Below are 19,015 nucleotides of genomic sequence, written 5' to 3'. Positions count from 1 at the left end.
ATTTTTCGCTGCTGGGAGCTTGTTGAGCGTTGCAAGAATCCCCCTGGCAATGGCCATTCACTTTTTGGCCACAATTCGCAAGATAGGACTCCAAGCTATCATTCTCATAGCCGTAGGGACAACACTGCGAATGGGCATATTGGAACAATATTAACGAGAAAGCGACCGAGGTAACTAGGCCCATTAGAATCGTAGGAGTACGCATAATATGGATGATCAATTGAGGCTTGTGGACTTTGATTGTTGCACCTGAGAATTCTCTGCCTTTGTCATTGGTGGAGAAGTTTGCGTGGCTTGTAGGAACTTGGAGAACACATTGAATGAGGAGGGCGTGGACGCGTCAAAGATGACTTTCCCGTCTCTCACAATTTTGACAGCCGCGCCGTTGGCGTACTCCGTTACCTCGGAACAGCCTTTACCGCTGACCACCGAACGCTTTAACTTCCCGTTTGAATCTCTTTGCGAAACACACGAGGATTCGAGGACCTGGTTACTGTCCAGCATCTCGCTCTTGCGTAGTTTACCTTGGGCCAGCCCAGGCGTCAACACATAGTATAGCCGATTAAAGGTGCCATCGGGCAGACGTCGTTCAGCGACACCCGTCTTTTCGTTGTATGCGTACCATTCCGTGCGTCCGTCGTTCCATATGGCCGTGATCTTGGGCCGCGAGACCCCACCCTCCTGAGGCGAAACTTGATAGGCACGGAATTCGTCTCGCTTTAGGAGACCTTCCGAAGCACTCCACTCCATCAATAGATTTTTCGCTCCATTTTCGACGCCACGAGCAACCACAAAGGAGCCCAGCGACTCAAGCTCGTACGTCAGCTTGATGATGTCTGTCCCCTTTGAACGCAGACTTGCCAATGAGTGCTTTAATCCCACAACCGTTGCACGCCCCCCCAAACTCCCGACGATAGGAAATGAGGTGTATTCAGCGTCCACCTCTGCACCAGGGGCTATAATCTTATTAACCAAGGAGTTGGCCCCGTAGCGGACTTCCAGCAAGGTCTTCCTTTCTTTGTCAGCGACAAGTGCCACAGGAACATCATCTTTATAGATCCAACGGTAAGTATTACCTTTAGTTACGAAGCGTGAAATACGCCCTCCTTTGAACTCAAATTCATTTTCAGAGTCGAAGGCCACCTTAAAATCACCTCCTTGTACCTCACCCAACCACCTCCCGTTTTTGGAAGCATATTGGTTGGGTTTTCCAGGAGTTTTCAATAAATCCACGCGATCTCCGCCGGGCGTATAGAGAATCAATCCCGTTTCCGAACGCTGAATGACGCAACATTCCAACAACGGGCACCACCAGCCCTGTCCAAACAATCTGCCGAACTGCTGATCTGGAGCTGTGGCAAACCTTAGCTGCAGCGGCACCTGGTGACCGTCAATCAAGACACTCTGTCCCACGTCCTTCCAGTAGGTGCAGTACCCGTAACGATCCGCAAGTCCCAGCGCATTCGACTGCCTACGAATAAAGAGGGCAGACAGGTCTTGAGCGGAGACCGCCCCCGCGAGCCATAGAAACCATACTATGATTAATTCACGTTTCATATGGTGCTATAGCAAGCCGCGTTTCACCTAAATCTCACCTTACTGATCAGCCGATGGATCAGTATCCCCGGGATCACACGCTTCCGCATTTAAGCTTTTCGGCAGCCGACGAGACGTTTGATCGAATGCGCCGTGAATCAATCCGATAGCCAGACCAGCCAACACAAAAAGTCCAATTTTCTTCATAGAGATGTAAATGATGTTCTGATCATTCTGGACAAAAGTCTCGTGAGAGCAATATTTTTTTTCTGAATTTTACCGTATGCGACAGTTTTTACGATGCTTTGAAATTGATACCAGGTCATTGAGAGTCTTCCGGGCGGCGCTTGGAATCCTGATGCTTGCAGACAGCATCCTAAGGCTGGGCGATTTTTCCGCCCACTACGCGAGTGATAGCATGTTCCCAATATCTCGCGCAGTAAGCGCGTCGGATCCTGAATTCACCGCCGGCTCTTTACGCTGGTCACTGATGTTTCTGAGCGAATCCGATGCGTGGCAGGTGCTCTGTTTAGTTTGCTACGGTCTTTCAGGAATATTGTTGGTCACGTGCCAGCGTTTTGTTCTTCCGATATCATGCTTGGCCTGGATTTTCCAAGTTTCGGTGATTGCTCGCGCCCCTACCCTGAACAACGGCGGCGACACTCTACAAAAACTCCTCTTATTCTGGAACATGCTCATTGCCTTGGAACAATTGGTTCAACGTTCCAGGGAGCCGCGCCGCCAGCCTCTGGGATTTGCGACAGCCGGCTTATTGCTTCAGGTCTGCCTCATGTATTGGTCAACAGCTCTCCTCAAGAGTCATCCCGTTTGGAGGGAACACTTTACGGCGGTGCAGGCCTCTCTTTCACTAGGCTCCATGCAGACGTCAGCAGGAAGATTCGTCGCGCAATTTCCCCTGCTAACGTTTTGGGCAACCAAGGCGACATTACTCCTCGAAGAAGTCGGTCCCTTCTTGGCGCTTTCGCCACCGCGGTATTGGCGCGTAAGAACGGTCACGGTCGCCCTTTTTATTGGCTTTCATCTTGCGCTGCTCCCGACTCTTTTGATTGGCTGGTTTCCTTTAGTTTGCATCGCAGCGTGGACAGTCTTTATACCCAAAGAGGCATGGGATTACCTTCTGCCAAATCGTTTCAACCACGCTCCATTTTCGGTTGATGTGACGGTCAAAGAGAGACCAATCGTTTATCAATGTTGCGTAGCCCTTGTTACGATCGCGTCGTTCGCTTCCGTGGTTTCCTGGAATGTCCAAGCAGCCAAACCCGAGCTTACGGCAGATTGGTTTACTCGCCCAGTCCGCGCTCCAAGCATCGTCATGGGATTGAATCAGCGATGGAACCTATTCGCGTCCAGACCCTCCACGCGGGATGGATGGATGCTTGCTGTGGCGCAACTGCAGTCCGGGCAGACTGTCGATCTATTGACCGGAAAGCCTCCTGTCTTCGATGAACCTGTGGAAAAGGTGGCATCGCACTACAGGAATTGGAGATGGCGTAAGCATCTGGTCGACATCTTCCAAAAACAACACCCAAAGTCGATTGAGAACCTCCACTCATTCCTCATACGTGACTGGAACGCCAAACATACCGACCAAGTTTTGCAAATGTCGCTGATATTTAGATATCGTGACAGCGAAGATGTGCGGGCCGGAATTCTACAGGCTGAAATCTATCCCAAGTCAATCACGCCGCGCCCCACGGACAATGCCCCGAAGCCGAGCAATCCCACCGAGCCCGCTGAGGAGCTCTAAGCTTCGTACGGCAAGAGGCGAGCCCCTCGTGCACTGCGCGGTGACCCCGAATCGCGCACAACTGAGGGATTGAATGATTCGAAAGGTTGGAGTTCACCCCGTTGAATTCCAAGATCCCCCCGGATCCGAGGCAGGAAACGCAAATTCTCTGCCTCGAACTGCCGTGTGCATCTCCTCGGCGATTCACAATTCACCCTAAAGACTCACGACCCCTCGTCACCAGGAAGATGCACGTCAACTCTAACCCGGCAAATGGTGCCCTATCTAGGAACGCAACCTTTCGGATTTGTACCCATGAACAAGGAGATAAGTCACCATCGTGACCATTACTAGATTTCTCACAAGGGCACCGACGGTTCCACCAAACTCCAAGAAGGAATCGGACCCAAAACACGAACACTCCATCTTCTTGCCGGCGATGGTGGCCCAACTCAGTACAGTAATGAAAGTCAACAGCAGACAGACAAGGCCAATAGTTCCAGCTCTTCGAAGGGCTGGAACCGCGAGCACTGCGATGCCAAAGAAGATTTCCACCACAGGAAGACCGAGCGCCAGGGGAGAGATGATCCCGACCGGAAGGATCCCGAATCCGGCCAGCGAACTGCTGAAAGAGGCGGGGTTTAACAACTTCATTACCCCTGCATAGGTGAACAAGCCACCCACGATGAGACGAGCAATCCACACGGAAATTTCTCGGAGTTTCATATGATGCGTTGAAAGCGATGCCTTACGAAATTGAAGCTGCCGTTCATGTCTATCCGGCGAGACCTGCCGACTCCCACTCCGCCCATCCCCCTTCGAAAATCAGGAGGCCGCCATATCCCTTTTCCATCAGCCAGCCAGCAACGGTGCCGGCGTCAGGGCAGTGGATATCCGCGCAATAAACGAGGATGGGCCGCTTCTTTCCATGAGCTGCGTCCAGGGTTCCTTTGAGCGTTTGAAAATCCTGCTGGAAGTTCTTCTTGGAGAGATTCTTTGCCCCTTTGATGTGCCCCAGTTGATGGAAGAGGTCCGGTCGCGCGTCGAGGATCAGCACGTTACCGGCTTCCACCATTTGGCGGGTCTCTTGCAGGCTGACGATGCGCACACCTCCCGTGACACCAGTAGGTGAAGAGCTTGGGCTGCCCGATGTTTCTTGGGACGAGCCATCAGTAGCAGTCGCTTCCTGGATGGCGGCCACCATGGCACGTGCCGGTGGTTCATAGACCCACGGCAGTGGCTTGGCCCGCAAGAAGTTGGTCCCGATGCCGATCGCGAACGCGACCGCTGCGATGACCGCGGCAGTGATGGCATCTCTGAAAAGTGAATGGCGCGGGGAGTTATTCGTCGTCATGACTTGCCGGGGATCTCTGGAATGACCAGGCAACTGGTCCATTTCGGGACAAACAGGCTGGACATGGGCAGTTGTGCGGTGGTGGCTCTCTCGTGAGAGGCCAGCAGGGCTTCCCAGAGATATCTGGAGGTGCCACCCCACATCTGCCCATGCACCTGATGCACGCGTGGCAGTTTTGGCACGAGTTCGGCAAACTGGGGAGAGGGCTCGGAAGGATTGATCAACAACACCGCGCGGGCGGAGGAGAGCGCAGAGCCCAAGGGATTTGCGATACCCCTGGCAGCATCCCCCGCGACCACTACCGTATCAAGGCCTGAGTTTAACACTGCATCTGCAGTCCACTGCACATGGAATGACAGAGTAGTTCCCTCGGCAGTGCTCAGCGTCTCGCGAATGCGCTGGCCATAGAACTGGCCGACTACACGGTGGTCCGGCTGAAGCAAGCCAATGGCGCGGGTGGCACCCGGTGCAGCTGTGCCCACTTCGACCACCCCACGGCGGAGATGAATGCGGTGCGCGGGCTGAACGACCTGCGCCCATATCACCAGCAGCGCGACGACCGCGGCACTCGCACCGAGGGTAGCAGCGATGGTCCGGCGCCAGGAGAAGTCGCGCGTCCACAGACGTGCTCCTACCGCCAGCAGCAATGCTGCCGCGGGACCTGCCCACAACCACTTCTCCCTGCCCACGTGGGTAAAGGTGCATGAAACTGCGAATGACAGGGTCACGCCCAAGCCCACCGCCAGCCAGCGGTTGCGTTTGCCGGGCCAGCAAAGGGTGAGTGCCAACGCCCATGCTGCCACGTAGCTAACTCGCAGCGGCCAACCCCACTCTACCAGCCAGGTGCCATGCGTGCTGATCAGGTGCGTATAGTGCTCCAGGCGCCCCGTGGGCTGGTACCACTGCCGGAAGGCATCACCGGATCTCCCCCACCCCCAGCCTTCCGGTGCGTCCCACATCATGCGCGGCGCCATGCGGTAGATGAGCCAACGATTGGAGACGGATCCGTCCTCCGTGACTATCCCCTTGGCGTAGCGCTGTGTGGCCCGTTGTTGCCATGCATATCCCCCAAGGAGCATCAACGCGACCACGATACCTATCAATTGCGACCTCCGCCAGGGACGGCGGGCCACGCAGATCAGAGGAACCAAGCCGACAATCAAAGCGACCAGTGCGCCGCGGGAATAGGTCTGCACGAGGCAGGCACCCAGCCCGACATTGATCAGCAATGACAGCCAAAAACCCCACCTCCCCCAGAATGCCAACAACCACGCTCCAATCATGAGCACGGCGATCAAAGCACCCGTCGTGTTGGGATTTCCAAATCCCCAATCCAGTCTTAGTTGACCCTCAAAGAAATAGTCGCGCATATTCCCAAAATGAAAGTGGCGCTATTGCTTTGCCTGAGCTGGTTGCTGACCTGCCTGGGCCGGATCAGGAGTCACTGGATTACCCGCGGCCGCTCCGGCTGCAAAGGCATCCAAATCAGGTGCTTTGGTCAGGGCAACCTCCAAAGGCATACCCCACGCCTTGGCGATGGGTTCCGTGGGCAAGGCCATGCGCTGCAGTTCCGGCACCCACCAGTTTGCCGCTTCGGCGGCCGCTACAATCTCGTGATTGATAGAGTCTCCGAAATAAGGCGCACTGGAAAGATGCTGTGCGAATAGTGAAGCAGGTGTGTCGTTGGAATGTCGATCCTTTGCCTTGTGTTCAGCACAAATTTTGCGCAGGTCCAGTGCATAGGAAAAGAAAGCCACGGACAAGGTATCGATATCACGACGTGAAGCGTGTCCGAGGCTGGGCCCGGCCTTGAAAAGCATGGGCAGCTTCTCCTTCATGCCGCGCTGGTAGAAATCCAAGCTCTGGGAATAACCACCATCGACCTCCCCCGTGGTCACCAGCCACAAAGTATTTCGCGCCTCCTTAGTGATCGGAACATTGTACAGGTTCCCAATATGGGTGTGTACTGCGAGGAATTGAGTCGGATAGCGCATCGAAATCTGGTGCGCAAATCGAGCCCCTCGAGACACGCCGTAGAGGAGCATGCCTGAATCCTCCAACTTGAACTCGCTGCAAACCTTCTTGATGCCGTTCCGCCATTCTTCGCCAAATGCCGTGAACTTTTTCTCCAGATCCGCTTCGTTCTCCGGGGTGAGATTGTAGATTTTCACCTTCGGTGAAAGAAGGTCGGCCGTATTCCATGTGACCATGGCCAGCCCTTGTCTATCGGCGAGCTTCACCAGGTAGTCATCCGTGCTTTTCAGCCGGTTCACCAAAGAGGTATCCTCCTGCTGCCAGGTGCAAAAGCAGAGGATTCCATTGGGTTTCTGTCCCTTGGCCAGCGTCCCAGGGATTCTCACAAAAAGTTTCAGCTCAGGGACCTCGGGAATTTTGGTCTTGTAGGCACGTTTCGCAATCACCGGAAGCGGCGTAGCCTCAGTCGCCTGGCGCAGTTCCTTCCACATCCCGAGAATCTCCGGTGAGGGGAACCATGCATACTGTTTCGGGTCCGGACGCACCGTCATGGAGCGTGATGGTGGAGCAAGATCATGGAGGTGCACCCAGCGATGAAAGTCCTTTTTCGTCGTGAGCGCTGCATCAATGAAATGGCGCACGTACGCCTCAACCATGGCTACGGGAGGCCTCTTTTCAGGCAGGGCGAGGAGGCAGACCGGATTGTAGGGATCCGCCCCGCGAAGATCCTCAAAGTGGAGAAGGGCCGGCCGATACTGCGCCTCCGTCGGCGCGATGAGCATGCCGGGAGGAACCTTCATGGCGGTGGTGATGGCAGGAAAGCGGGTGGTACCGGAAGTCACCCAAGTCAGATAGCGCGACGGCTGCCGCAGCATGAGCGTTTGCAACCAGGAGCCTGCCGTGCCCTGTGCATAGACAATGAAGGGAAGGTTCTTCAAATCGGGTCCCGCGAATCCGTCGATCTCCTTGTATAAGCGCGCTTCCAGGAACTTCGCCGCCGCCTCCTCAGAGCGAATGCGGTCCTCCTTCAATGCCATTAAAAGGATCGCCCACTCACGCTTCTTCGCATAGTCCCTCCACTCTGGCATGTGGCGCACAGCAGCGGGCAAGGTGGTATTGGCGATGACAAGAATGCCCTTCGGGTTGGGCACATTCTTAATCCACCGGAGCTCGCACATGGGAAACTCGCGTGACTTGAACCACCGGCGCCCCATGGTGGGTCCACACACAGGCCATTCCACGGGCCGAAACGCCTTTACCGCTCCGAGCACTTCCGCGTTGGCATACCATCCCATGCGCGCCACATCAGGTTGTGTGGGGCTGTCGTGCGGGTGCGGCAACAATGTATTCACATTAAGCCACAGACCCTTTTCGGGTTCAGCACGCATCGTTTCTTCCAGAGTGAGTCGCGCGAAACCATCTATCATCCCCCGGGAGAAACTACCCTTCCAACTGACGAATCCCACCTGGTTCAGCTTATTATTCGTCCTGATGTCTTCAAAGTGGTCCAGATGCGGCAGATGCTGCTTGATATCAGTGCATAAAATGACCCCGGGAGGCAGGCGAAGATCCTTAATCCTGGGCACTTCTGCAAACCGCGTAATACCCGCTACGGACCAGGCAGCAAAGCGGCCCGGACGCAGCATCATTAGCGACTCCATCCAAAACGCTCCGTTACCGGTAGCGTGAAAAATCAAAGGAATCGGCGCGGCCCGCACCTTGGCGGAGTCCGCCTTATCTGAAGTCTGCGCCATCTTGGAGTCCACCCAGGTAAAGAGGCGCTGGTCTAGAGCCATTACGGCAGCGGGAAGTGGAGCCCACTTTTTCTCCTGCGCGTGGACCACCAGCACACACCAATTTTGTCTCTTGATGAAATCCATCCAGGCGGCATCCGCAAACACGTCCGTGCGAGCCTCCGTGTCGGCCAGCACGAGGACCGCTCTCGGTCCCTGCTCCTCCTCGTCCTCACTGACTCCTCCCAATTCTTTTTTGATATCCGCGAGCTTCTTTTCTTCTCCCTCCTTGGGAACTTCTTCTTTTTTCGCCTTCTTCTCAGCTGGACGATACCAATAGAAATCGAGCTTCTCGAAGTGCGCGTCCGGCTGAAATTTCTCATGCGTCACCCCCACACCAGGCAACGCAGCAATCGCACTGCCATCTGTAGTAGGAGCAGTCGATGCGGCAGAGCTTGAGGCTTCTGCCGCAGGGGCACCCGCATCCGGCATCGGCACAGGGCTTTGCCCCATGAGGACAGAGCCCCCCAGGCAGACGACTGCCAGAGGCAGCGCCATCGCGAGTTTCAGGTGGGACGCGATCATGGCTTGGCGGGTGTTGCTGGAGTTCCAGAAGCACCGCCCGATTTCGGTACCGCCGCTGGTGAAGAAGAAGCCGAAGCCACAGGCTTTGGAGGAGTCCCCTGTGGTACGGAGGGTTTGGCTCCATCAGGCGCCGGAGCTGGCACAGGGCCCGACGGCGGAGTAGTTGCAGCAGGAGGCAATGGCGCACCGCTGAGTCTCCAAGCCTCCTCCATGTCCAAGGTAGGAATACCCATGCGTACTTCAGCAGGCACCTTCTCAGCATCCTTGGCCAGGAATATGCGGCCGTCCGTGGTATTCATCCAGACGACTGGATTGTTCATCTGCCCAATCAACATGGCTGCAGCATCGACAGCCTGCGGTTTACGGCCTTCCGTGACATCCTTTTTGATCGCGTCCGTCCACGTCTTGATGGAGCCGCAGAGCTGTACACCCACCAGATGTGTCCAGTAGTCCGTATTGCCATAGTTCCCGGTGGACATCTTATACATCGCCGGCCAACCCTTTTTCTTCAGGTTCTGATAGAACGTGGTGGATGCCGTGAAACCCTCGTGCTTCCCACCTGTACTCACGAGCCATGCGATATTCCGGAGCTCAGGCTTCGGTTCGGAAAATACCGTGCCACAATGCAGGTGCACCGTCGCAAACTTCGATGGTGTGGTATCGAGCTGCACCAGCGCCTCCGCAAATTCGGCGCCACTGCGCGCTCCGAAGATATTCAAGCCTGTCCGCGGCCAGCCGAGTTCCGTACTCGCGTCACCCACAGCCTTCCAAAAGGGAGCCGCCACTAATTTCACCACTTGCTCCAGTCGCTTTATGTCCTCCGGCTTCAGGTCCTGGGTGAACCCGAGGGAATGCATGTTCAACGCAATCACACCGAGGCGCTCCCGCTCCCACAGCGTGGAATGAAACTCGGTGCTGCTGCGCAGCTTGTTATACAGATCGTCGTCTGACTGCTCCCACTGGAAACAGATGAGCACGCTGCGCACCCCCACCCCTTCCTTGACTTTCCCGGGAATCCGAAAAAAGACCGTCAGGTCCTTTGCCAGCTCAGGGACACTGATAGTGGCGTTGGCGACCGTGCAATCTGGCGCCCGCTTTTTCTCCTGGTGCATCAGTTTCCATGCCCCGGGAACCTCATCGCCTGGGACCCAGCTCTGCACGATGGCGGAGGGCTTCTTTTCCACATTCGTGAGATCCACTTCAGTATTCAGATCATACCACCGGCTCTGCCCCATACCGCCGCCGAACACAGCCAGCATGTAATTCTGCGTCATGCGATCCACATAGGCCTGATCGACTGCCTTTCCGTCCAGGGATAGAAATCCGACCTTATTGGTGTTCTTGGTGCGGCGGAGATCCTGGAAGAAGAATAGATTGCTCTCATAGTGTGCCGCATCTGTGCAGAACAGCACACCGGCCGGGTATTCAATCGCTCTAGGTGGAATGGGATACTTCGCGACACCACGGGAACTCCAGAACCCCCAGCGCCACGGTTGACGCATCATCACGCGGTGCATCCAGGTACCACCCAGGCCACTACTCACTACTGCCCCTTTCAGACCCGGCCCAAACTTCTCATCCGCAACCTTGTAAATGCGATTGCCCAATTCGGTGGCGCACTCCAACAGCCTTGATGTCTGCTCGAGTTCTTCAATGCCTACTGACATGATGCCCAAACCCTGCTTCTGCGCAAAATCAACCCACGCCTTGTCCTCCAATGGAGTGCGCGCTCTGGCCATATCCGTGGCCAGCACCAAAAATGCTTTTGGCTTCGCCGCGGGGGCCGGCGCCGGGGGCACCCAAAAGATCTCCACTTTCTTGAACGAAGCATTCGTGCCGTAAGACACCCGCTCGATGCGATAAGGAGCAGCGTTTGGGCGAAGCTTCTGCAGATCCGGCGCTGCGGCTGCCGTTGCTGCGCCTACTGCAGCAGGCTTGGTCGGAGGCGGTGTCGGCGGCGTGGTTGGGGAAGGAGCCTGCTGTGCATAAGCGGACACTCCAAGCGCTAAATACGTGAGAATGGCTTTCACGGCGTTCACAATAACGTCGGTTCAACTTGCACCATCCAATGATCATCATTTTTTGGTGCTCAGAATGGTACAAGACTAGACATGTGTCCGGCGATTGCCAGTACAACTTTGCGCCATGAATGCAATTCTTGGAATCATCCCGAGAAAACAAACAGTCAAACTCGTCCATTCCGGTGTGGCACCACCTGAAAAGGGATTTAAACATTTCCTGCAGTTCTTTGCCGCCCTCCTTCGAGGAACTTACCTTCCTGTAGCCAAAATGCCGACAAGTGAGCTGGTCACCTATACCGGAAAGAGCCTCTGCCCCACACCACAGGCGCACTCAGTGAGCATTCTATCTGAATAGTGTTTCACGAAGGGTGTCGTAAATCGAGCGCCAGCGGAGAATCGCCCCTTCAGGGTAGATAAATTCTTCGTACCCACTTTATCCATCTTCCCATGCTGCTCCCTTGAGCTAAACCTCGCATGTCGATGGAGGAAGACGCGCGACGGTCCGAGCATCCCTCCTCCCTCGCATCCAAACTACTTCTTCATACTAAGGAGGCTATGCCCAGATCGGAACGCATCCGCATGGAGTGGCGGAGGACATATTCGTAGCTGGTCCCGAATGCGCCGCGATACTGCCCGAGACCGACACACTCGGTTTCTCATCGCACTTCGGACAGTCAGAATCCTCATCACGCATCTCGACGTCGCCCTCATAGTAGTACCAACCAATAGAATACACCGAGTCATAGGCATACACCCTGTACCCGGACGCACATGAATCATCTTCGACCGGCTCACTCTCCTGTCCAGAAGTGACATAGTCCACAAAGTCAAAGTTGTCATCGTTAATGGTAAACGCCCCTGCGATACACCCTTCGTAACTTGAACTATTCTGAACCTCCATAATCACCTGGGCAGGAATGTCCTCCACATGGGCACTGCCATCTGCTGGAGGTATCACTTGGTCACCCGAGCAATCGGCCGCACGGCCATCCTGCAGTAAGCCGCCAAAGCATACCAAGCCACCTAGCACTGCTGCTTGCACTGACCAAATAGAGGAATTGAATCGGAAATGTTCTTTCATGGTTTTATGTATTTTTTTCCGTTTGCGAGTGTTAACTCTACGTTTTTATTTACAAACATTTTGATGGCCATCGGCGCTGAAATGTCGCTCACGGCAGCCCCATCCACGGCGACAATCTCGTCCCCGGGAACCAGCCCCATAGATTTTGCATTGGACTCAGGAAACACCTGCAAAACTTTGAGGCCCTTTGCAGAGGGAACCAAGACAGCCCCAAGAGTTTCCGCCTTCCGATCGGGCGGCAGAGCGCGCCACTCCCGCTCCATAGCCTCAAAGTTTGTTGTTTTTTTGTTCTGACCTGATGCCAGCGTCGGTGATAGGAGTCGCGAAATCTGATCCGGTCGAGTGGGCTTGTCCACCACCTCGTTGAGAAAGAGGTTCTCACATGTGCCTGCAAGCCTGCCATTTCGCGTCAAACTGATGGATTGGATCAGTTTGTCGTTTTCCGGGAGGAATGTGATCAGAGTTTCGGAGCCTTTGCTGGGCATCTTCAGCATTGGCATCATTTCAGCATCCTTCAGTCGAATCGGCCTCTCTTGCAATGCCATCAACAGATCCGTCGCCCTTCCGACCTGATCAGCCATCAGGCTCATCTTGCTCGGATTGGCCGCGACTTCCTTCATGACGTCCTGGCAACTCTTCTTTATCCTTTCAATTTTGAGGCCCAAGACTGGCGCTGCGAAAAGAGTCTCAAATATGTGTACCGAACCTCCGTATGGAGTGCTTGTGCTCAAATCGGACCGCACCTCAGCAAAGTTCTGCAGCTTTGTCCAGATCCCCTTGGCATTACAAGAATAGAAGGCATCCTTCTCAAAAATCAGGATCTTCTCCACCTCCCCCTTCTCTGTCGATGAGTTGGAAACCTCGGTGGCATTGGAGTTGAGCCAGCTCTCAACCATCAGACAGTCTGTAGCCCGTTCATAAATACGTCTCGTAGTGCGGACTCCTCCTGGGCTCGTCTTGGTGGATGGCAACACCTCCTTGACAGTTTGAACGATATATTTGCTGTGCACTCCCAATCCGTCAACCAAGGCGTCCAGCCTGGGAACTTCGATCGGCAGTTTCTTGAGTTCCAGCTTTCCACGCGGCGACGGTTGAGGCTTTGCTGGCTTGCTATCTGTGGGCGTTTGCCCATGCAGGACACTTCCGCCAAAGATGCTCGCTCCTACGAATCCCACTACGCAAGTATGGACCAGAAACCTCGCAAGGGAGATACGCGCAAATCCGGCCGATTCATGATGACCATCATCGACGGAAACCCTCCTCATATGTTTCTTCAGCTTGTGACTCATGGAACAATCGTTTTTAACATATTCGTGACCGAGGTCCTTTTTCCCGTAGTCAAGTCAACCACAGTGCAATCAACGACACTGCCGTCCTGTCCGTATTGCCAAGTGACAGAATAATTCTCTCCAATTTCACGAAGAGTCCTTCCCGCGCTGTCCCACGAGGCCTCATATACCTTCAAAAAGCCGGAGTCTGAACCCGCTTTCAGCAGATCTCGGCGACGCACCTTGCCATAGTTTGGCCCGGGTGTTAAGACGTAGTGATACCTATCAACTGCGCCACTCTTCTTTAGGTGCTCCCAAACTCCAGTTTTCGTGTCATAAGAGTAGCTCTCGCTCTTACCGGCCGCGTCCGTACGCACGACCTTGCTAGGACCCGCACCGACAGACTCCGGGAAGGTGAGTGTGTAGGTGTGACTAGGATCAGTCAGGATATGCCCACTATTCAAGTCCCAGCTGTAGTTCTCCGTCAGTTTTTTGCCTGTGGCCTGACTCACATAGTTGACTTTCATCGCCAACGACTCTGCCTCGGTGTCGGGCTCATAGTTAATTCGGCCATCGAACCCAGGTGCCTTCACTGCACCCACACTCTGTACCATCCTCACTGGCACGGCTTTCTCCAGAACTTTAGCCATCAACGGGTACTGAGTATACCCGAACTGTGTCCAGTACTTGCTCTGGGTGAGGTCGAAACGTTCCAGCAGACCTTCTTGATTGTATCGCGCCGTAATGAGATCGCCCTTCTTCTTCGAGGTAAGCTTCACGACGCGCGTGCCCTCATAGATCCAGCGCAGTTCGTCACCCGTCGGAGTTACAGCTTCCTGTAATCTGCCTTTGTGGAAACGAAATCCCCACCCCCCTTTGTGATCCTTGACTTCAAACCCGTCACCAGATAGGAGCCTCCCTTCCATCAACCCGTCCGGCGATGCATATTTGTCAGCATTCTTGGCGTCTTGCAACAAATGGAACACGAAGCCTCCTGGGGCATGCATCAAGACCTTGCCCTCGTCGCTTTGCACCACAGTGCTTTCAAACAAAGGAAACCACCAACCATGTCCCAAGCAACCGTCAGCCACATTCCTCTGACTGCTCGTAAATAGGAAGCGGACCGGCAACTCTGTCTCGCCGTCGAGCACGATTTTCTCATCAGCATTCCACCAATTGCAGAGGCTGCCCTGCTTATCCGCAAAACCTAAAGCGTTATCTAAATATCGAAAGACGTAAGGGTCGGCAGCATGTGCCAACGAGGCCGCTACTGCGCAGACCACGATGGCACACATTGACGTGAAAACCCTAGCAACCCACATAATTCAACCCCGCAAATAGTGACGGAAGCCACCTCTACTAGTCCCCGGTGGTGGTAGTAGTACTCGGGTTGCAAGAGTTACTGCTCGAGGTCGAGGAATCTGTATATCCGACTTCGTGGCTGTGATGGTGCCTCACAGCAGCAGCCACATGGAATCCATAGTGCGCAAGAGCCAAAAGAGCGGTCGCCAGGGAGAACTTAATAAGATTTTTCATCACTTTTCTGGTTTGAGTATCCATTGATATTGGCCCACTTCATTGCAATGTCGATCGGAAACCGTTATACAACCCCTAAATTTTCCTTAAGCATCGACACCAGATCCCTAGCGTGCTTTCGCATTGCCTTGGGGCTGATTATCGCCACTGACATGCTGCTTCGTCTGGCCGATGTGCGAGCCCATTATTCGGACGACGGGCTCTGGCCCCGAGCAGAAGCTTTCAAGCAGATTGGTGCGACCCCATGGCTGTGGTCATTTCAGCTTCTCGATGGCAGTGTGTTCTTCAACGCCTTGATGCTGCTGCTTACCTGTGCCTCAGGGTTCTGGCTGGCGGTCGGATGGCGCACACGCCTGGCGCTTCCATGCTGCCTACTGCTCGTCACTTCAGTGCAGAACCGCCTTCCTGGAGTGAATATGGGTGCGGACACACTTATTAGTGTCCTGCTGTTTTGGAGTTTGTTTCTCCCTGGTATGGCGTGGAGGCAGGCTCGATTGCGCTCGCCGGGTCACACCATCACTGGCTGGCCCTCTCGAGCGCTGCTGTTGCAAATTTGCCTCATGTACTGGGCGACCGCACTTTTCAAAAGCGATCCCGTATGGAGAGAAGAGGGCTCTGCCGTTCAACTTGCCATTGCAATCGAGTCGTTTCAAAAACCGCTGGCAGCATCAGCCCTTCAATTTCCATCGTTCCTGCAGTTCCTGACCGCAGCAACCCTTTGGCTGGAAGAACTGGGCCCCATCATCGCCTTGCTTGGCAACCGCTACTGGATAGCGAGGACACTCGCTGTGTTTGCCTTCCAATTCTTCCATCTAGCGGGCATTGGATTGACCATGCGACTCGGGATTTTCCCCTGGACATGCGGCGCCGCTTGGCTCCTCTTCCTGCCGGGTCCTTTTTGGGATTGGCTTGCATCCAAGCTTGGCGCGACTTTGAGAGTTCCGAGAACAACCAACAGCCAATTTCCTACCCCTAAGGAATTGCGGAGCTCATACTTTGACCTGTGTTCTCCTGTGTTGGTTTGCGTATTTCTGTTCTACATCGTATGGTGGAATGCCGCCACGCTCTATCCAACATGGCTTTCAAAAAGCTTTCCCGCCTCGTTCAAAATCCCAGGCCACTGGATCGGTCTCTCCCAGAATTGGCAGTTTTTCGCACCTCGTCCGGCGACCCGCGATGGCTGGTATGTAGGTCGGGCGGTTCTTGAAGATGGCAGGATAGTCGACCCTCTGCATGGAGGAGTTCCAGTGTCCTGGGAGCATCCTCGTTCAGGCATAGCCTCGGAATTCAAAAATGCGCGTTGGCACAAACATCTTCACGGGATGTTTCTTGTCCGTTCCGGTCCATTCATTCGCGCGTACGCAGAATATGCTGTACGCGAGTGGAACAACAACCACACAACGAAAGTCCGCAGCTTCGAACTCTTCTACATGCTACGCGACCATTATCATCCGGAGGATGGGACTCGCCGGGTGAAAGTCTATCCCTTCAATGACGAAGGTTCGAAAGGCGGCATTCACTTTGAGGGAGATTTGCGCTGGGAGCAGGAACAAGAAGCTGCCGGCAAGAAGGCTCAGCAATAATCCCCTTCTTCCGGCCCCACTCGAGCGCTCAAGGATGATGGAGTTTTTCCCAACTCACCCCCAAATCCCCCGGAATGCTGGTTGCAAAGATGGGATTTTCTTGGGCGGATATCGTGGTGAGCGGCTTCTTGGTATCAATATCCCGCCACTCAGATTTCGTTGCCGCCTCCTTTTGGCCAATCCCGGCCAGCCGCATCGCGAAGTACTCGCGCACAAAATCCTCCAGCTCCTTGCTACGCTGATGCCCCACCTTGGGGGCGCTCACCCAGGTCCACTCGCGGTCGAGTTGTCGACCTTGTTGGAAATACTGGAGGGATGCCCAGAAGCAGCCGGCATCATACTCGCCCGTAGCCACGATGCCCGCGGGTGGCTTGGATTCCTTGAGCGGTGGAATCCACTGCCCTACCCCGCAGGCACACCAGGTGAGCATCTTGTCCGGATAACGCTCCACAAAGGACGCCGTGAACCGAGCACCGGCTGAGAATCCATACATCAGGATGGGCAGGCCTTCCCCACCCGCCTGCTTGATGCCTTCCAGCACCAGCTCACCGGACACTGTCCGAGCATCTGAATAGCACGGAAGTGGATAATTGCTTTTTGAGGCGAAGGAGAGTCCAGCCAACAGAAGGTCGTGCTCTGCGGCAAACTTCGCCCAGACCGCATCCTTGATCCACCCCTCCCCATTGCCGTTTTTCCCGGGGCACAACACCAGCACCGCCTTCGGCGTTCCAGACGGCTTCACATAGTAGAAATCTGCCCGCTGGATAAACTCATTGGTGGGAAGACTTAACCTACTAATGGCCGGGAGCTCCTCCGCACCAGCCACGGTTACCAGTAGCAAAAGCGCAGAGGCAATGTTGGAAGCAGTGCGCGACAGGCGTAGGATGAGCCGTGAGTTCATACGCTGGGGCGGGTTTTGCTGCGCAGAAGCACCATCCAAGTGACCAAGGCACTGACCACCAGGTGAAAGGCGAGAATCACCCAACACACGTCATAGGCGGCGATGGTCGTCTTGGTGGACTGCTGAACCACATCATAGTGGCGGAAGGATTCAAAGGTGCGAAGATAACCGCTCCAGCCCCAATAGGCGGCAATAAAAGGGCGCGTGATCAAAGTCAACCACTCAGGCAGCGCGAGCACCGCGCCGGAGAGAGGCAATTGCAAACCCACCAGATAGATGGCCATGAGCGAAGCTCGCTCCGGGGATTTCGCCAGGGCGGAGAACATGAGGCATGTACCACTCATGGCAGCCGTGGCCAGGAATAGGATGAGAAACTGCGCCCCCATATCACCGGGGAAGCCGCACTTGGTCTTTACGAACCACGTCATCCAGGCGCTCTGCAGCAGGCTCAGGAAAAGTACCTGCACCAGCTTCGTCCATACATAGGCCAGCGGCGAAAGACCCGCGCGCAATTCCTTCTGCAGGATATCCCGTTCCTTGGCGATTTCCCGGGCGCCATTGTTCGCACCCATAAGCGTGAGCAGGATGACCTGAAACATGCTGAGGCCGGCCACCAGTGCAGACACGTGGAAGGACTCCTTCAGATAGTGAATGCGCTCCACAAGGCTATCCACCACACTGGTCTCGATTTTCAGCGAGAGGCTCTTCACCGCCGGCAAACCGCTGGAGGCAAAGACAGCGACGAGCAGGGGAAAGGATATCAGCAGCAACAGATGCAGCACCAGCTGGCCTCGATCCCTGAAGAAGAGAGTCGCCTGCCGGTGCATCACCGCCACGAACTGGCGCACCATGCCCGCAGGCGGCGCCGTGCGTAGCACCTCCGGCGCCTCCGGTGTCAACTGCGCTTCCCCACCCTGACCCTGGAAGGGAGCATAATGATCCGCAGCCGCATAGATGGATTCCCAGTTTTCCGCACCAAAATACTCAAGCACGCCATCCGGTGGACCTGAATAGAGCAGGCTCCCCCGGTTGAGAAACAAAACCATTCCGGCCTGATGAAGGTTGGTGATGGAATGAGTCACCAGCACCACGGTCTTGCCTGTCTGTTGGACGAGGCGGGCCATCCACTGCATCATTTCCAGTTCTGCATGCGGATCCAACCCGCTGGTCAGCTCGTCGAGGAACAGAATCTGTGGGTCACCAATAAGCTCCTCCGCGAGCGCCAGGCGCCGACGTTGCCCACCTGAAAGCGTCTCAATGCGCTGCTGCAGCAAGCCGCCCAACCCTGCCAGGGAAATCACGTTGGCGAGCCACGCCTCTCTCTGCTCATGAGGCACGGCGCCAGGTAACCGCAGCTTCATGGCATAGCGCAGCACCTCTTGAACCGTCAGCGTCTCGTGAAACGCCGCGAATTGCGGCAGGTATCCCATCGCCAAAGGCAATCCACTGCGAAGGTGCGCCGGATCGCTGCCTGCCACGGTGACCTCACCCGCCGTGGGTGCGAGCAATCCGCATAGGGTCTTTAAGAGAGTGCTCTTGCCACAGCCAGATGGTCCTACAATGACCGCGAACGTACCGCTGGGGATGGTGAATGTAAGATCATTCAGCAGCAGCCGGTTCGCGTCGTTGGGCGCGGCAAGGTGAAGATGGGTTGCACGAATACCCGCCATGTGAATACGCAGTCAGCCTCAGATAC

The 19,015-nt window shown here is 55.2% G+C and carries 14 protein-coding genes; 3 read left to right on the top strand and 11 right to left on the bottom strand.

The features are described from left to right. Positions 1–216: 216 nt before the first annotated feature. On the bottom strand, positions 217–1,557 hold the full coding sequence (locus G5S37_RS13280; RefSeq protein ID WP_165204645.1) for a hypothetical protein: 1,341 nt from the start codon (positions 1,555–1,557) through the stop codon (positions 217–219). A gap of 262 nt (positions 1,558–1,819) precedes the next feature. On the opposite strand from G5S37_RS13280, the gene G5S37_RS13275 reads away from it, so the two are divergent. After that, positions 1,820–3,304, top strand: coding sequence for a hypothetical protein (locus G5S37_RS13275; RefSeq protein ID WP_165204643.1), 1,485 nt, complete (start codon positions 1,820–1,822; stop codon positions 3,302–3,304). Positions 3,305–3,568: 264 nt separating this feature from the next. Here the strand turns inward: G5S37_RS13275 and G5S37_RS13270 are convergent, their stop codons facing one another. From G5S37_RS13270 to G5S37_RS13250, 5 genes are read right to left on the bottom strand one after another with little or no spacing between them, the layout of a single operon-like run. After that, the gene (locus G5S37_RS13270) at positions 3,569–4,009 is read right to left on the bottom strand and encodes a MauE/DoxX family redox-associated membrane protein (protein WP_165204641.1); all 441 of its coding nucleotides are present in this window, start codon (positions 4,007–4,009) and stop codon (positions 3,569–3,571) included. Between the two features lie 49 nt (positions 4,010–4,058). After that, positions 4,059–4,637 carry a rhodanese-like domain-containing protein gene (locus G5S37_RS13265; RefSeq protein ID WP_165204639.1) on the bottom strand — a complete coding sequence of 193 codons (579 nt, stop codon included), beginning with the start codon at positions 4,635–4,637 and terminating at the stop codon, positions 4,059–4,061. Then, positions 4,634–6,007, bottom strand: coding sequence for an O-antigen ligase family protein (locus G5S37_RS13260; protein ID WP_165204637.1), 1,374 nt, complete (start codon positions 6,005–6,007; stop codon positions 4,634–4,636). The genes G5S37_RS13265 and G5S37_RS13260 overlap by 4 nt, the downstream gene beginning before the upstream one ends. 21 nt (positions 6,008–6,028) lie before the next feature. Continuing rightward, a complete protein-coding gene (locus tag G5S37_RS13255) occupies positions 6,029–8,929 on the bottom strand; it encodes a hypothetical protein (protein WP_165204635.1) in 2,901 nt (966 codons plus the stop codon). Beyond that, positions 8,926–10,959 (bottom strand): hypothetical protein, encoded by a 2,034-nt coding sequence (locus G5S37_RS13250; protein WP_165204633.1) that lies wholly within the window; start codon positions 10,957–10,959, stop codon positions 8,926–8,928. The genes G5S37_RS13255 and G5S37_RS13250 overlap by 4 nt, the downstream gene beginning before the upstream one ends. Before the next feature lie 115 nt (positions 10,960–11,074). Here G5S37_RS13250 and G5S37_RS13245 point away from each other — a divergent pair, with 115 nt between their 5' ends. Beyond that, positions 11,075–11,305, top strand: coding sequence for a hypothetical protein (locus G5S37_RS13245; RefSeq protein WP_165204631.1), 231 nt, complete (start codon positions 11,075–11,077; stop codon positions 11,303–11,305). A 198-nt stretch (positions 11,306–11,503) separates the two neighbouring features. Here G5S37_RS13245 and G5S37_RS13240 read toward each other — a convergent pair whose 3' ends face one another. Genes G5S37_RS13240 through G5S37_RS13230 form a run of 3 tightly spaced genes read right to left on the bottom strand, consistent with a single transcriptional unit; the run spans position 11,504 to position 14,594 of the window. Next, positions 11,504–12,031 carry a hypothetical protein gene (locus tag G5S37_RS13240; RefSeq protein WP_165204629.1) on the bottom strand — a complete coding sequence of 176 codons (528 nt, stop codon included), beginning with the start codon at positions 12,029–12,031 and terminating at the stop codon, positions 11,504–11,506. Next, positions 12,028–13,320 (bottom strand): PDZ domain-containing protein, encoded by a 1,293-nt coding sequence (locus G5S37_RS13235; RefSeq protein ID WP_165204627.1) that lies wholly within the window; start codon positions 13,318–13,320, stop codon positions 12,028–12,030. Before G5S37_RS13235 ends, G5S37_RS13240 begins: the two co-directional genes overlap by 4 nt. Beyond that, positions 13,317–14,594 carry a hypothetical protein gene (locus G5S37_RS13230; protein ID WP_165204625.1) on the bottom strand — a complete coding sequence of 426 codons (1,278 nt, stop codon included), beginning with the start codon at positions 14,592–14,594 and terminating at the stop codon, positions 13,317–13,319. The genes G5S37_RS13235 and G5S37_RS13230 overlap by 4 nt, the downstream gene beginning before the upstream one ends. A gap of 288 nt (positions 14,595–14,882) precedes the next feature. Here G5S37_RS13230 and G5S37_RS13225 point away from each other — a divergent pair, with 288 nt between their 5' ends. Beyond that, positions 14,883–16,418: an HTTM domain-containing protein gene (locus tag G5S37_RS13225; protein ID WP_206026433.1), complete on the top strand. Its 1,536-nt coding sequence runs from the start codon at positions 14,883–14,885 to the stop codon at positions 16,416–16,418. 28 nt (positions 16,419–16,446) lie between these two features. On the opposite strand, the gene G5S37_RS13220 is transcribed toward G5S37_RS13225, so the two are convergent. Both G5S37_RS13220 and G5S37_RS13215 read right to left on the bottom strand, forming a co-directional pair. Next, the gene (locus G5S37_RS13220) at positions 16,447–17,319 is read right to left on the bottom strand and encodes an alpha/beta hydrolase (protein WP_165204621.1); all 873 of its coding nucleotides are present in this window, start codon (positions 17,317–17,319) and stop codon (positions 16,447–16,449) included. Beyond that, positions 17,316–18,989, bottom strand: a complete 1,674-nt coding sequence (locus G5S37_RS13215; protein WP_165204619.1) for an ATP-binding cassette domain-containing protein — start codon at positions 18,987–18,989, stop codon at positions 17,316–17,318. The genes G5S37_RS13220 and G5S37_RS13215 overlap by 4 nt, the downstream gene beginning before the upstream one ends. Between the last annotated feature and the right edge of the window lie 26 nt (positions 18,990–19,015).

The organism is Roseimicrobium sp. ORNL1 (assembly GCF_011044495.1).
In the GTDB taxonomy this organism is placed as follows: domain Bacteria; phylum Verrucomicrobiota; class Verrucomicrobiia; order Verrucomicrobiales; family Verrucomicrobiaceae; genus Roseimicrobium.
The sequence above is the reverse complement of the archived record's forward strand: the minus strand, read 5'-3'. Positions and strand labels throughout refer to the sequence as shown.